At 66.9% G+C, this 14706-nt stretch carries 15 protein-coding genes; 10 read left to right on the top strand and 5 right to left on the bottom strand.

The window, feature by feature from the left end; translation table 11 throughout:
• Positions 1-181 precede the first annotated feature (181 nt).
• Entirely contained in the window at positions 182-700 is a 519-nt protein-coding gene (locus tag ACPYOD_RS16875; RefSeq protein ID WP_481302867.1) for a hypothetical protein, read from the top strand.
• A gap of 15 nt (positions 701-715) precedes the next feature.
• Complete coding sequence (locus ACPYOD_RS16870; protein ID WP_481302866.1) at positions 716-1198, top strand: DUF2599 domain-containing protein; 483 nt, start codon at positions 716-718, stop codon at positions 1196-1198.
• A 36-nt stretch (positions 1199-1234) separates the two neighbouring features.
• Here the strand turns inward: ACPYOD_RS16870 and dcp are convergent, their stop codons facing one another.
• The 3 genes from dcp to bioD all read right to left on the bottom strand — a co-directional run bounded on the left by dcp (position 1235) and on the right by bioD (position 4548).
• On the bottom strand, positions 1235-3403 hold the full coding sequence (gene dcp, locus ACPYOD_RS16865) for a peptidyl-dipeptidase Dcp (protein WP_481302870.1): 2169 nt from the start codon (positions 3401-3403) through the stop codon (positions 1235-1237).
• A gap of 97 nt (positions 3404-3500) precedes the next feature.
• Positions 3501-3836, bottom strand: a complete 336-nt coding sequence (locus ACPYOD_RS16860) for a hypothetical protein (protein ID WP_481302865.1) — start codon at positions 3834-3836, stop codon at positions 3501-3503.
• 37 nt (positions 3837-3873) lie between these two features.
• Positions 3874-4548, bottom strand: coding sequence for a dethiobiotin synthase (gene bioD, locus ACPYOD_RS16855; RefSeq protein ID WP_481302864.1), 675 nt, complete (start codon positions 4546-4548; stop codon positions 3874-3876).
• Positions 4549-4622: 74 nt separating this feature from the next.
• On the opposite strand from bioD, the gene ACPYOD_RS16850 reads away from it, so the two are divergent.
• On the top strand, positions 4623-5111 hold the full coding sequence (locus ACPYOD_RS16850; protein ID WP_481302863.1) for a GAF domain-containing protein: 489 nt from the start codon (positions 4623-4625) through the stop codon (positions 5109-5111).
• A 102-nt stretch (positions 5112-5213) separates the two neighbouring features.
• Here ACPYOD_RS16850 and yihA read toward each other — a convergent pair whose 3' ends face one another.
• Positions 5214-5858 carry a ribosome biogenesis GTP-binding protein YihA/YsxC gene (gene yihA, locus ACPYOD_RS16845; RefSeq protein ID WP_481302862.1) on the bottom strand — a complete coding sequence of 215 codons (645 nt, stop codon included), beginning with the start codon at positions 5856-5858 and terminating at the stop codon, positions 5214-5216.
• Positions 5859-6033: 175 nt separating this feature from the next.
• Here yihA and ACPYOD_RS16840 point away from each other — a divergent pair, with 175 nt between their 5' ends.
• From ACPYOD_RS16840 to ACPYOD_RS16820, 5 genes are all read left to right on the top strand, one after another.
• Positions 6034-6840 (top strand): c-type cytochrome, encoded by an 807-nt coding sequence (locus tag ACPYOD_RS16840; protein ID WP_481302861.1) that lies wholly within the window; start codon positions 6034-6036, stop codon positions 6838-6840.
• A 73-nt stretch (positions 6841-6913) separates the two neighbouring features.
• Complete coding sequence (locus ACPYOD_RS16835; protein WP_481302860.1) at positions 6914-7813, top strand: thiol:disulfide interchange protein DsbA/DsbL; 900 nt, start codon at positions 6914-6916, stop codon at positions 7811-7813.
• Between the two features lie 30 nt (positions 7814-7843).
• Positions 7844-8497, top strand: coding sequence for a thiol:disulfide interchange protein DsbA/DsbL (locus ACPYOD_RS16830; RefSeq protein WP_481302859.1), 654 nt, complete (start codon positions 7844-7846; stop codon positions 8495-8497).
• 86 nt (positions 8498-8583) lie between these two features.
• Entirely contained in the window at positions 8584-9414 is an 831-nt protein-coding gene (locus ACPYOD_RS16825) for an endonuclease/exonuclease/phosphatase family protein (RefSeq protein ID WP_481302858.1), read from the top strand.
• A complete protein-coding gene (locus ACPYOD_RS16820) occupies positions 9411-9806 on the top strand; it encodes a hypothetical protein (RefSeq protein WP_481302857.1) in 396 nt (131 codons plus the stop codon). Before ACPYOD_RS16825 ends, ACPYOD_RS16820 begins: the two co-directional genes overlap by 4 nt.
• Positions 9807-9847: 41 nt before the next feature.
• Here the strand turns inward: ACPYOD_RS16820 and ACPYOD_RS16815 are convergent, their stop codons facing one another.
• Entirely contained in the window at positions 9848-11479 is a 1632-nt protein-coding gene (locus tag ACPYOD_RS16815; RefSeq protein WP_481302856.1) for a glycoside hydrolase family 17 protein, read from the bottom strand.
• Positions 11480-11624: 145 nt separating this feature from the next.
• On the opposite strand from ACPYOD_RS16815, the gene ACPYOD_RS16810 reads away from it, so the two are divergent.
• Together ACPYOD_RS16810 and ACPYOD_RS16805 are read left to right on the top strand one after the other, a co-directional pair.
• Entirely contained in the window at positions 11625-13727 is a 2103-nt protein-coding gene (locus tag ACPYOD_RS16810; RefSeq protein ID WP_481302855.1) for a transglycosylase SLT domain-containing protein, read from the top strand.
• Positions 13728-13767: 40 nt separating this feature from the next.
• Entirely contained in the window at positions 13768-14706 is a 939-nt protein-coding gene (locus tag ACPYOD_RS16805) for a complex I NDUFA9 subunit family protein (protein WP_481302854.1), read from the top strand.

Below are 14706 nucleotides of genomic sequence, written 5' to 3'. Positions count from 1 at the left end.
CGTCGATAACATCAAAGTCGACCCATCCCGGGACGCGACCGCCCTGGCAAGCACCGAAAAACCAATCCCTCCAGGGCTATCGCGACCGGTCACAGCGAAACATGCCAGCGAGAGGTCATCCGAGAACTGAACCACACGCAGCAGGAAGCGACACCGCACGCAAATCAAGGAGGAACGCAACATGACGTTGCATGCATCGCCCAGGGAAATCCTGTCCACCCTCGCCAGGGACGAAGGTGCTACCCCGGCAGGGCCGTATACCGAACTATTCGACCACGCCCCTTGCCGGACGCTTACACCAAACACCACGCACGATCTTGGCGAAGTAATCGTGGTGACGGGCGAAGAGCCGCTGCTTATTGTCGACACCGACGACGGTTGCGCGCTCACCGCCGTGAACGAGAGCAAGCCGCGCCTGCGCAACGCATGCCAGATCCTCTTCCGGCACGCTTACCAGTACGTGACCTTTCATGTCGAAGTGGACAGCAGCACGACCGATGCCCATATCGGTCTGCTCAGGCACACGACGCTCGCGGAAATCCAGGCATTCACGCTGCATCGGCCCAAGCCCCTGCGGACGCAGGAAGGAAGCCGGCTGCAACACACCATCGAATACCGGGCGACGCCGCTGGAGGAGGTCCAGGGGATCGTCTGGCGCGGCGGCAACCTCAAGCTCAGCCATATCGAACTTTCACCCTGAAAAGATGGAACTACCATGAAAGTGTCGAAACTCCTTCTTGGAGGAATCGTCATTCTGTGCGTGATCGGCGGCGCGGGATGGATGGTCCACCGGCTCCGTTTGCCTCCGCACACATACACGACGGAGCCGGCACATGCGTCCATCGTATCGGCGAAGCCATGCGATGCGTTTTCGGGTGAAGAATTCGTGCAGTCTGGCGTGTGGAGCCTGGACGAGTACGGACCAGTCCTGTCGATCACTCCTACCTCGTGCGGCCGAGATGCCGGCATGCTCAAGCGCGACAGTCTGATATTGGAGGTCATCGAGAAATTCAGCGGCAATGTCAACTGGCGGAACACCCGCGGAATCATCAACCAGCTGGACTGCCATCTTCTCAATGTGCCGCACTCCCAGGACACCTGGGACCTGGAGCCCGACCGGCCGTACGTGGGCTATGTCGCGACCGAGGAAGCGCTGTGCAATCCCTACATTCCGCGGCCGGATGCACCCTTCGAATGAAACGACGAGGGCCCCTTGCGGGGCCCCCGTATGGGATCACTTCAGGCCGCGATCCTTGAGCATCGGTTCGATGCTCGGATCCTTGCCGCGGAAATCCCGATAGAGCTTGCCCAGCTCCACGGTGTTGCCGCGCGACAGGATCTTGTCGCGGAAGATCTGGCCGTTCTCGCGAGTCAGGCCACCGTGTTCCTTGAACCATTCGAAGGCGTCGGAATCGAGCATCTGCGTCCAGAGATAGGCGTAGTAACCCGCGGCATAGCCATTGCCCCAGATGTGCTGGAAATAGCTGGAGCGATAACGCGGCGGCACCTGAGGAAGGGTGAAGCCGGCCTGCTTGAGCGCGTCCACTTCGAACTTGTCGACGTCCTGTTTCGGACCGCCGGCGGGCAGCATGTGCCAGCGCATATCGAGCAGCGCGGCCGAGATCAGCTCGCTCATCGCGTAGCCCTGGTTGAAGCTCTTCGCCTTCTTGATCTTCTCGACCAGCTCGGCGGGCATCGGAGCGCCCGTCTGGTAGTGCTTCGCATAGTTGGCGAACACCTTCGGGTCGGTGGCCCACTGCTCGTTGAACTGCGACGGGAATTCCACGAAATCACGCGCCGTATTGGCACCCGAGAGCGACGGGTACTGCGAGTCGGCGAACATGCCGTGCAACGCGTGACCGAACTCATGGAACATCGTGGTCACGTCGTCGAACGACAGCAGAGCGGGCTGTCCGGCTGCCGGCTTGGTGAAGTTGGTGACGTTGAACACCACCGGCTTCGTGCCGAAGAGCTTCGACTGGTCCACCAGGTTGCTCATCCAGGCGCCGCCGCCCTTGTTGTCGCGCTTGAAGTAGTCGCAATAGAACAAGGCCATGGAGGTGCCGTCCTTGTCGAACACCTCGAAGACGCGCATGTCGGGCTGCCACGTCGGGATGTCCTTGCGTTCCTTGAACGTGATGCCGTAGAGCTGGTTGGCGGCGTAGAACACGCCATTCTGCAGTACGTTGTCGAGCTCGAAATACGGCTTGATCTGCGCTTCGTCGAGATCGTACTTGGCTTTGCGCACTTTCTCAGCGTAATGATCCCAATCCCAGGCCTGCACCTGGAATCCGCCCTTCTCGTCGTCGATCGCCTTCTGGATGTCCGCCGACTCGGCCTTCGCGCGCGCTACCGCCGCGGGTGCCAGCCGCTCCATGAACTTCTCGGCGGCATCGGGCGTCTTCGCCATCTGGTCGTCGAGCTTCCACGCCGCGTAGTTCGGGAAACCGAGGAGCTTCGCGCGTTCCGCGCGCAGCTGGGCGATGCGAGTGACGATTCCGCGGGTGTCGTTGGCGTCGCCATGTTCAGCACGCTCCCACGACGCCTTGAACAGCTTCTCGCGTGTGGCGCGGTCGTTGAGCGCCTGCAACGCGGGCTGCTGCGTGGTGTTCTGTAAGGTGACGACGTACTTGCCATCGAGCTTGCGGTCCTTCGCCGCCAGCCCGGCGGCCTGGATGTCGCCATCGGACATGCCGTCGAGCGCCTTCGGTTCGTCGACCACCAACGCGCCGGCCTTGGTGGCGGCGAGAAGCTGGTTGGTGAACTTCGTGCTGAGGGTCGATTCTTCCTTGTTGATCTCTTTCAGCTTGTCCTTGTCCGCCTGCGACAGTTTCGCGCCTTCGTGCACGAAGTCCTTGTACGTCACCTCGAGGAGGCGCGCGGATTCCGGGTCCAGGTTCAGGGAATCGCGCTTGTCGTACAGCGTCTCGACCCGTTTGAACAGCTTGTCGTTGAGGTAAATCGCATCACTGTGCGCGGCGAGCTTCGGCGACTCGTCTTCCTCGACCTTCTGCAGCGTGTCGTTCGTGTTGGCGCCGGTGAGTGCGCTGAACACCGCCTCCGCGCGCTTGAGCAGCACGCCCGATTTCTCCATCGCGACGATGGTGTTCTCGAAGGTGGGCTCGTCGGTCGCATTGGCGATCGCCTCGATCTCGGCGATCTGCTGCCTCATGCCTTCTTCCAACGCCGGCTGGAAGTCGGCATCCACGATCTTGTCGAACGGCGGAGCCTGGAAAGGAAGCGTGCTCTGGGTCAGTAGCGGATTCACGTGGGGAGCCTGTGCCGTGGCGGCGGTGCCGGGTTTTGCGGGAGCGGTACCGGTGGAGGCCGGGGCCGCCTTCCCGGCGTCGTTGGACGACGAGCAGGCGGCGGTGAGGGCGATCGACGTGGCGATCACGAGCATGCGGAGCTTCGGCACGGGCTGTCCCCTGGCGGTGAAAGGCACCGACTCTAGCGGCGCCGGCGGTGCGGGGACAACCGCCACAGGTCAGGCCTGCCGATCAACGCGTATCCCGCAGCTCCCAACTCGACCCGATCAGGAGGTTCAAGCGGTGCTTCACGATGCGCATGGGCAGCGAGGTCGAGAGTTGCACGTCGGTACGGTCGTTCGACAGCTCGCCCTTGGCCGACGCATCCGCATCCGTGACGCCCAGCGAAGGATCCACTTCGTCAGGCTCGGGCTGCTTGGCGCGCCAGCGCTGGAACAGGGAATCGCCGCGCATGGCATCGGCGATATCGGCAGCGAGCTTGTCCGGCCCGATGCCTTCGAAGGAAAGCTCGGGGTCCGGGCCCTTCGCTTTGGACATGTCCTTGACGGACAGAAAGTAGGTCGTCATGGGTGCATTAGTTAAGCGTGTGCGCGTGAAGGGGCCGTCAGGCGAAAGGAGCGAGGTCGAGCAACACGGCCGCCGACGCCGGGGCGACGCGGTACGGCAACACACCGAGGCATGGGACGGGCAGGGACTCTCGCAGCGTGGCGATATTTTCCTCCAGCAGCGGCATCGTCGGCTCCAGCACGTTCGCGATCCATCCGGTGAAGCGGCAGCCGTCCGCTTCGATGGCGCGCGCCGTAAGGCGGGCGTGGCTGATGCATCCGAGCCGGATCCCGACCACCAGGACGACGTCGAGGTCCCAGCGCCTGGGGATGTCCTCCATCGACATGCCGTCGCCCAGCGGAACCAACCACCCGCCGACGCCTTCCACCACCACGCGTTCGTAATCGCGCGCCAGTGCCTCGAATGCCCTATCCAGTGGAGGCCATGCGATCTCGACGCCGGAACGGGCGGCGGCGAGGTGCGGCGCCACCGCCTCCTCCAGGGCGATCGGGTTGACCAGGGCGTAGTCCGGCGGAGGTGCGCTGGCCGCCTGCAGATCGAGCGCGTCCTGGTTCCGCCATCCGCTGCCGGGGATGCGGGCGGAACCGCTGGCGATGGGCTTCATGCCCGCCACGCGCTCGCCGGCCTGGCGGAACGCATGCACGAGCGCCTGGGCGCCGTGGGTCTTGCCGATGCCGGTATCGGTACCGGCCACGAAGAGGTGCCTGGGCATGGATGCGCGGCCTTGCGGAAGCGGGGACGTGGCACCATACACGGCTTCTGTCCACGAATCGCACCGGAACCGCCATGTTCGAAGCCAAGGCCATCGCCACCGACGACAAGGCCGCCTTCTACGCCGAGCTGGTCCAACAGGCGGAAGGCCTGATGCACGGCGAGACGAACACCATCGCCAATGCCGCCAACTTTGCCGCGCTGGTTTACGACGCCGTCCCGGGCCTCAACTGGGCAGGGTTCTACCTGTTCGACGGCAACGAACTGGTGGTGGGGCCGTTCCAGGGCAAGCCGGCCTGCATCCGCATCGCGCTTGGCCGCGGCGTGTGCGGCACGGCGGCGCAGACGCGCCAGACCCAGGTGGTGCGCGACGTGCACGAGTTCGCCGGACACATCGCCTGCGACGCCGCATCGAATTCCGAAATCGTCGTACCGCTGGTGAAGGCCGACGGTTCCCTCTTCGGCGTGTGGGACGTGGACAGTCCGTCCGTGGCCCGCTTCGACGACGAGGACCGCAAGGGCATGGAAGCGTTGTGCCGGGTGTTCATGGCCACACTGGGCTGACCTCGCCCTCTGTGGGAGCCGCTTCAGCGGCGATGGGTGCTTGCGGCAAGGTTGCCCGCCGCCGCGGGATCGCCGGCATAGCCGGCTCCCACAGATTCGCGTCTACAGTTCGTGCGGTCGTGGCGTCGCCAGCAGTTCCATGACGCGCGCCCGCGCCTCCTCCACACCGGTTTTTGCCGTGGACGAGAACACCTGCGCCGTACCCGGCACGCCGTTCGCCCGGAAATCCTTGCGAAGCGCCTCAAGCGCGGCCGAGGCCTGCCCGCGCGACACCTTGTCGGCCTTCGTCATCAGCACGTGGCACGGCAGTTCCGTGGCGGCGCAGAATTCCAGCATCGTGCGGTCGAAGTCCTTCAGTTCATGGCGGATGTCCACGATCAGGACGATGCCGCGAAGGCTGCGGCGCATCTTCAGGTAAGCATCGATCTCGCCCCGCCAATGCTGCCGCATGGCTTCGGGCACCTTGGCGTAACCGTAGCCGGGCAGGTCGACCAGGCGCGCGTCGACCGGCGCGGCACCTTCCACTTTCAGCGGAGGCAGATCGAACACCACCATGAGCTGGGTGCGGCCGGGAGTCTTCGACGTGCGCGCCAGGGCGTTGTGTCCCGTGAGCGCATTCAGCGCGCTGGACTTGCCGGCGTTCGACCGCCCGGCGAAAGCCACTTCCGCCCCCTGGTCGTAGGGGAGCTGCGTGATTTCATGGGCGGCCAGGACGAAATGCGCGCCATTCAGGGGGTTCGAAGACATGGGTACGGGGCGCCAGGGGCACGTCGATAGCGAAGGTCGGGGAGTGTATGCGATCGGGTCCCGGTGCGCGCGCTGGCGCGGTTTGACCGGGCTCTCCCGCGCCCGCCATAATCTTTTGGTTGAGGCGCGGCAGGGAACGCGCCCCGGTCCGGAAGGTTCCCCCTTGGAGAGACTTATGAAGTTTCGGCACGCCGCCGCTGCCATCACCGCGTTGCTCGTCATGAATGCAGCCGCGGCCCAGACCGCCGCCCCCGCGAAGCCGGCGTCCACGCCGGCTCCAGCCGCCGCCGAAGCCAAGCCGGGAGCGAACGCTGCCACGGACCCGGCGACGCCGGGGATGCCGAAAGCGGAGACGCCCACGGCACCGGCCGGTGCGGAAGCCACCGCCGCGCTGAAGCCGGGCGACGCCACGGCGGGTCAGGGCAAGGCCGCCGTCTGCGGCGCGTGCCATGGCATGGACGGCAACTCCACCGATCCGCAGTACCCGCGCCTTGCCGGGCAGAGCGAGCAGTACATCGCCGCGCAGCTGGCCGAGTTCAAGTCGGGCAAGCGCATGAACCCGATCATGATGGGCTTCGCACAGCCGCTGTCCGAACAGGACATGCACGACATCGGTGCGTACTTCGCCACAAAGACCTCCCTGCCCGGCGTGGCCGACCAGGCGCTGGTCGAACAGGGCCAGACGCTGTACCGCCAGGGCGACATCGACCGCGGCATCCCGGCGTGCATGGCCTGCCACGGCCCCGACGGCCGCGGCAACCCGGGCGCTCATTACCCGCAGCTCACCAGCCAGCACGCGAAGTACGTCGAGGCGCGCCTGAAGTCCTGGCACGACAACGGCCCGAATACCGATACGGCGCAGACCAAGATCATGGCGGGCATCGCGCAGAAGCTCGACGAGAAGGACATCGCCGCGGTGGCGAGCTATCTCGAGGGCCTGCACACGAACGAACCGGCCGCCGCCGCGCCGGCCACGCCCTGAAGGCGTTAAAGTTGGACGATCGAACGGGCCCTCGGGCCCGTTCCTGTTTAAGAAGGTAAGAAAAGGACCCCCCATGCGTATGCGCCTTCCCCTCCTCTGCGCCGCCCTGATCGGCCTCGCCGCTTGCAGCGGTGGCAACAACGACACGGCCACGAATGCGCCGGCCGCGGCATCGACCGCCACGACCGCGCCGGCGGCTCCCGCACAGCCGGCCACGACCGCGGCGGCTCCGGCGGCGGCATCCACGGCGTCGACGTCCGCACCCGCGGCGAGCGGCACCGCCGCATCGGTCGCCTCGTCCGCGCCGGCGGCCGATGCCGAAGACAAGCGTCCCGCGCCCAAGCCGTTCGTCGACGAGGGCAAGTGGGTGGAAGGCAAGCATTACTTCCGCATCGATCCGGCCCAGCCGACGAGCACCCCGGGCAAGATCGAAGTCACCGAGGTGTTCTCGTATGGCTGCCCGGCGTGCTTCCAGTTCCACGGGATCGTGGACGAACTGGCGAAGAGCCTGCCGAAGGGCACGGTGATGACCTATACGCCGGCATCCTTCCGTCCGGACGAGAACTGGCCGCTGCTGCAGCGTGCCTATCTCACGGCACAGGCCTTCGGCGTGGACCAGAAGAGCCACGACGCGATGTTCGACGCCGTGTTCAAGAGCGGCGAACTCGGCATCATGGACCAGAAGGCCGGTAAGCCGAAGGCGCAGTCCGCCTGGCCCACGATCGACGACGTTGCGAAGTTCTATGCGAAGTTCGGCGTTAAGCCGGAGGAATTCGTCGCCACGGCCAACTCCTTCACCATCAACACGAAGATGAAGCGCGCCGATGAACTGATCCGCGCCTACGAGGTCGATAGCACGCCCACGATCGTGGTGAACGGCAAGTACCGCCTCACCCCGAACAGCGCCGGCGGATACCCGCAGGCCGTGGAGCTCACCCAGTGGCTCGTCACCAAGGAAGCCGCGGGCAAGTGACCGCGATTCGACCCTAAGCCGGAGATATCCATGTTCAAGCGTCTTTCGCTCCTCTTCGTCGGCCTCGCGCTGACCACTGCGTGCAGCGCGCGGCCCGCCGACGATGCCGCCGCGGCTTCCTATACCGAAGGCCAGCAGTACGTGGCCACCACCACGCCGCAGCGCCTCGATCCGAAGGACGGCAAGGTGGAAGTCGTCGAGGTCTTCTCGTACGGCTGCATCCACTGCGCGCACTACGAAACCTACGCCGAGACGCTCCAGAAGCAGCTGCCCAAGGGCGTGACCTTCCGGGTCGTGCCGGCGGCGTTCAACGATGCGTGGCTTCCCTATGCGCAGGCGTACTACGCGGCGCAGAAGCTCGGCGTGGCGCAGAAGGCTCACGCCGCGCTGTTCAAGGCGATCCACACGGACCACTACCCGATCCGTACCATCGACGAACTCGCCGACTGGTACGCGACGAATTATGGCGTGGACAAGGCCAAGTTCATCACGCTGGCCACTAAGGATGACGGCATCCGGCAGCGCATCCTCGCGGACGGCAAGCTGATCCAGGCCTGGGGCATCGACGGCACGCCCACGATCGTGGTGAACGGCAAGTACCGCAGCGCCCAGATCAAGGACTTCGATGAACTCAATGGCGTCACCAGGTATCTGGTGGACAAGGAACTGAAGGGCGGCAAGTAAAACGCCTCCCGACCGATGCCCCCCGTTCACGTGGCGGGGGGCATGCTCTGGCCTTCGAAGGCCAGCCGAGAACAGACGCAGCACCCATGACGCGCGCCACGCCGAACATCCCGACCACGCCGGAACGCACGTTGCGCCTGTTGAGCTGCAACATCCTCGCCGGCGCGAGCGTCCAGCGTTACAGCGACTACGTCACCCGCAGCGTCAATGCCGTGCTGCCCGGCCGCTCGAAGCTGGCGAACCTCGACTCGCTCGCGGAACTGCTCCACGAATTCGACGTGGTGGGCCTTCAGGAGGCGGATGCGGGCAGTCTGCGCTCCGGCTTCCTCAACCAGACGCGCTACATCGCCGAAGCATCGGGCATGCCGTACTGGAGCCACCAGCCGAACCGGCCGATGGCGCGCGTGGCGCACTCCGCGAACGGCCTGCTGAGCCGCATCGAGCCCACCGAAGTCATCGACTACCCGCTGCCCGGCCGGATCAAGGGGCGCGGCGCGCTGTTCGTGCGCTTCGGTGAAGGCACGGAAGCGCTGGTGATCGTCATCGCCCACCTTTCGCTAGGTGCAGCGGCCCGCATGGGGCAGCTGGCTTTCATCGGCGAATTGCTCGCGCCATATCCGCACGCCGTGCTGATGGGCGACCTCAACACGGAGCCCACCAGCACCGAAATGCGACACCTTTTCTCTCGGACGGCGCTGCAACCGCCCTCGGTGGCGACGCCTACCTTCCCGAGCTGGAAACCGCGTCGGGCGCTCGACCATATCCTCACGTCTTCCGACATCAAGCTCGACCGGACGTGGACATTGCCCCGCGCCTTCTCCGATCATCTGCCCCTCGCCGCCGAAATCCGCCTGCCGCTTTCCCTTGCGCAGGCCGCCGGCGCGGCAACCACGGACGAGGCCGCTTCCCGCACATGAAACCCATCTTCCGAACCGCCCTGCCCTGGGCCGTCACCGTCGCCGCCGCCTTCGTGGCCAGCGCGGTGCGCTATGGATTCGTCGAACCCTCGCACATCGCGCATGCGTGCGAGGCCCGAATGGCGCCGTGGTGGTGCGGCCCGCGCAACGTCATCGTGCAGGGCTTCCTCGACTACGGCTACGGCTATGCGGCGGTGTTGGCCGCGTTGCTGGCGGTGTTCTGGCGACACACGTTCGCCGCTGTCCTCGCGGTGTGCCTCGGCGTCATCGCGCTGCAGCTCTACTGCTACGAAGGTGGCGCGCTGGCGCTGCTCGTCGGCACGCTGCGCCTGGTCCGCTTGCAGTCCGGCGAGAACCACTTCAATGGCGATCGCGCCGCAGCGGGAAGGTAGCCGCGAGCACCCATCGCCGCTGAAGCGGCTCCTACATGAAGCTATGTCCTGGCGCGACGCCAGGCCAGCAGCACCGGTAGCGCCAGGGCGAGGTTCAGCAGCAGCCAGCCCCACGCCACCACGTTGGCCCCGGCTTCCTGCACCACCACCGAGGCGCCCATGAGCACCAGCCAGATCGCCAACAGGCGTTCTTCCACCAGGGGCATCGGCGCATCTTCGCGCGTCCGCAATAGGGCCAGCACGAGGAAGGCGACGGCCGGCATCGCGAACAGGCCGATGGGGAAGTCGCGATAGCGGCCGTTGAAGACCATCAGGATGCCGTACAGCGCCAGGGCGAACATCCAGAAGAACCGCTGCGGCGTGAAATGGTCGGTCCAGGCGATGCCCCAGAGCCTGCGCTCTGCGGGAGCCGGCGCCACCTCGGCCGGATTGACGGGCGCGGCGAGGCGCGATGCGATCGCCCTTGCGAGCGACAGCGCGGTCCACGCTCCCGCAACGCCCACGGCGATGCCCACGGTCCATTCCAGCCGGTTGCGGCAGGCGAACTCGAGCAGTCGCGCATGCGCGGCGAGGGCCGAGCCGGTGGCGAAACCGCTCAGTGCGAGGGAAAGCCACCCCGGGAGTCCACGCCAGCGGCGGCGGAAGGCTCCCGCGACGAGGAAGACGATCGTACCGACGCCCCCGGCGACGAGCGCCCAGGTCCAACGCGATTCCTCGACCACCGGACCGGTCATCGGAAACTTGGGCCGGCCCTGCACGTCGAAGATGCCCCAGAAGCCGCCGACGGTACCTTCCAGGTCGCGCTTCCACGGTTGGTCGAACGCCTCGATCACGTTGTAGGGCATGTCGACGGTCGCGGCATAGTCGAGGAACTCGCGCACGTACCGGGCCTCGTTCACGAGGCTGGCGCTGGCGTCCCGGCGGGTACGGCCCTGGCTCGGCCAGCCCGTCTCTCCGATCATGACTTGCTTGCCCGGAAACTCCGCCTTCATGCGCTGGTAGACGTCGGCGACGTGCCGAACCGCCTTCTCCGGCGCCACCGGTTCGTCTTCCCAGTACGGCAGGATGTGGATCGTGACGTAATCGGTGGCCTTGGCAAGCGCGGGATGGCGCTGCCAGAACTCCCACACGTCGGCGTAGGTCACCGGCACGTCCGTGGCGGCGTTCATGCGCTCGATATAGCCCGCAAGGGCTTTCTCGGTCAGTTCCCGGCGGAGCAGCACCTCGTTGCCCACGACGATGCCGCGCAGGTTCGCCGCATGTTCTTTCGCGGCTGCGATCGCGAGTTGCATCTCCCGCTCGTTGGCGGCGAGGTCGCGCCCGAGCCACACGCCCATCAGCACCTTCATGCCGTAACGGCCGGCGATTTCCGGCACCGCGCCCAGGCCCTGGTTCATCGAATACGTGCGCACGCAGTCGAAGCGGGTGGACAGGTCTTTCAGGTCCGCGTCGATGCGCTCGGGGGAAATGAACGCATGCGGATCGAACGGTGTCTCGCCGTCGAAACGGAACGGCGCGTAAGACACGCAGGCGATCTTGGCCGTGGGCGAATCCGGCAAGGCCACAGGGCGGCCGAGCGACCACCAGTACGCCGCGCCGAAGACGGCGGCGAGCACCAGGACGATCCATGCGAGCGGTCGCGCAAGCCGCGCGTACGAAGTGTGAGGCCTCATGCCATTCCAGTCGGGAGCAAGGGGAAGCGCCGCAAGCTTAACGGGCGACGGCGGCAAGGGCGAATGCCCTTGCCGCTCATCGTTCATCCGGCTTGCGCAAGGTATTGCCTACAATCGACCGACATGTCTTCGTGAAGGAACCCCGATGATGGTTGCTCCGGCATCGCGACGCGCCGCCCGCTCCCTCCGCATCCTGGCCTGCATCGCCCTCGCCGCCACCGGTCTCCTGGCAGCCGCCGCCGCGACGGCGTCGGGCACGGACGCCGAACGGGCCCGCTTCCGCCAGGCCTACGCCGCCGCCCAGCAGGGCGGCGACGCGTGGCGCGCGCAGGCCACGGGCCTCGAGCAGTACGTCCTGTTCCCTTACCTGGAAGCCGCCGCCCTCGAGCACGACCTGCGCACACTCGACCGCGCGCACGTCGAGGCGTACCTCGCACGTTATCCCGGCCTCATTCCTGCCGCCGATCTTCGTCGCGACTTCCTCGGCGAGCTGGCGCGCCGCAAGGACTGGACCACGTTCAGCGCGATGTACCAGCCGGGCCTGGGCGACAACTTGAGCTGTTTCGCATTGCAGGCGAAGCTCTCGCGCAACGAACCGCTGGTGTTCGAGCGCGACCTTGCGGACCTGTGGAAGAAGCCGAGCCTGCCCAACGCATGCGACCCGGTGATCGCCGCCGCGCACGATCAGGGCCTGCTCACGGCGGACCGCCTGTGGGCGCGCATCCAGGTCGCCGCCGATGCCGGCAAGGGTGGCACCATGGCCTCGCTCGCGCCGTGGCTTCCACCATCGGACGCGCCCGCAGCGCAACGCATCGGCCAGGCGCTCAACGACCCGGCCGCCGCATTGCGCGACGCGGCCACATGGCCCGATACGCCGCGTCATCGCCAGGCACTGACACTGGCGCTGCAGCGCATGGCGCGCAAGCAATCCACCGCGGCAGACGCCGCGTGGCACTCCCTCGCGCCGCGGTTCGCCCTCAGCGAACAGCAGCGGGGCGCCGTGGAAAATGCGCTGGCCCTTTTCCACGCCACCGATTTCGACGAATCGGCACTCGACCGCCTGGCCACGCTGGCGCCGGGCGCGCAGACCGACGCCACCCGTGAATGGCGCGTACGCGTGGCGCTTGCGCGACAGGACTGGACGGCCGCACTGGCCGCGCTGGATGCCTTGGGCGAATCGCAGAAGGACGACGGCGAGTGGCGCTATTTCCGAGCGGTGGTGCTGGCGAAGCTCGGGCGCCAGGCCGAGGCGCAGGCGCTGTTCCGCGGCGTGGCCGCGGAAGCCACCTATTTCGGATTCCTGGCCGCCGATCGCCTCGACACCGCGTACGCCATCTGCCCATCCAGCATGGCGACCGACGAGACACGCGAGGCCGCGCTCCTTTCGGATCCCGGGCTAGACCGTGCGTTCGAGCTGTACGCCGTGGGCCTGCAGAAGTTCGCGCGGCGGGAATGGACGGCCGCGCTTGCCGGGCGCGACGACGACACCCGGCGGCTTGCCGCCGACCTCGCCTTCCGCAAGGGCTGGTACGACCGCGCCGTATTCGGCCTGTCGTCCGGCGACGCGCTGCGCCTGTACGAACAGCGCTTCCCGCTCGCGCGGCAAGACGGCGTGGTGGAACAGTCGAGCCAGGCGGGCATCGAGGCGCCGTGGGCCTACGCGATCATTCGCGCCGAAAGCGCATGGATGAGCGACGCACGTTCGGGAGCGGATGCCCGCGGGCTGATGCAGCTGCTGCCGGGCACGGCGGAGCTGGTGGCGAAGCGCAACGGCCTGGCCTGGAGCGGCGGCGAAAGCCTGTACGAGCCGACCACGAACATCGTGCTCGGCACGCGTTACCTTGCGCAGATGGCCTCGCGCTACAACGGAGCGCCGTGGCTCGCCAGCGCGGCCTACAACGCCGGCCCGAACAAGGTCGATCAATGGGTGGCGGCGCGGGGCGGGCTGGAACCGGACCTTTTCGTCGCCAGCATCCCGTACAAGGAAACCCGCGAGTACGTCGCCCGCGTGATGGCCTTCGCGGTGATCTACGACTGGCGGCTCACCGGCAACGCGCTGTCGCTGTCCAGCCGGATGACGCCGATCGGCAGCCCGTACACACCGCCGGCGAGCGGCGCGGTGCGCAAGCCCGTCGCCTGTCCCGCAACCGCCGTGGCAAAACCCACACCGCCCACGCCGCCCGCGTCCGTCCAGCCGGCACCCGCCGCCGCCTCGTCGTCGCCCAGCCCGGACGAGCCGCGGCAATGACCGGCTTGGCGGCGGGAGAGAAGCGGCCTACGCTGCGCGCATGAAGTCGAAGCGCATCGTCATCCTCGGCGGCACCGGATTCCTCGGTGGCGTCCTCGTGCCTCGGCTCGCCGCCGACGGCCACCGCCTCGAGCTGCTTTCGCGCAACCGCGAAACGCATCGGCAGCGCGCGGTCGGCCGCAACGTCACGGTCGTCACCGCCGATATCTACGATCCACCCACGCTGCGCCGCCACGTCGCCGGCGCGGATGCGGTCATCCATCTCGTCGGCATCCTCAACGAGAGCGGCCGCAACACCTTCCAGCGCGTGCACGTCGACCTCGTCCGGCTCGTCGTGGAAGCCTGCCGCGACACGGGCGTGCACCGGCTGCACCTCATGAGTTCACTGCAGGCCGGCAAGGGCGCTTCCGGCTACCTGCGCTCGCGCGGCGAAGCGGAAGCGCTCGTGAAAGCCTCCACGCTCGACTGGACCATCTACGAGGCAAGCACGATCTTCGGCCCCGGCGATGGGCTCGTCACCCGCTTCGACAGCCTGTTGCGCGTGGCGCCGGTGGTGCCGCTGCCGCGCCCGCGCGCGAAGATGGCGCCGGTCTACGTCGGCGACGTCGCGGAAGCGATCGCGCGCGCCGTGCGTGACGATGCCTCGATGCTGCGCACCTACGAGTTGTACGGCCCGGAAACCTGGACACTGATCGATATCGTGCGCGCCATTCGCGACGCGCGCGGCCGCCGCCGGGCCGTACTGCCGATGCCCGACGCGCTGGGCCGGTTGCAGGCACAGGTGGCGCAGTTCGCTCCCGGCAAGCCCTTCACGCCCGACAACTTCCGCTCGCTGCTCACGGACTCGATCGGCCAGGTCGACGGTCTGGCGCAACTGGGCATCCAGCCGCAGCGTTTGTCCGCGTGGCTGCCACGCCTGCTCGGCGCTTCCGTGCGCCAGCGCCGCCTCGACGAGGCGCGGGCACGGCGCCGGCCCTGA

The organism is Luteibacter sp. HAY1-4A (assembly GCF_056755355.1).
The sequence above is the reverse complement of the archived record's forward strand: the minus strand, read 5'-3'. Positions and strand labels throughout refer to the sequence as shown.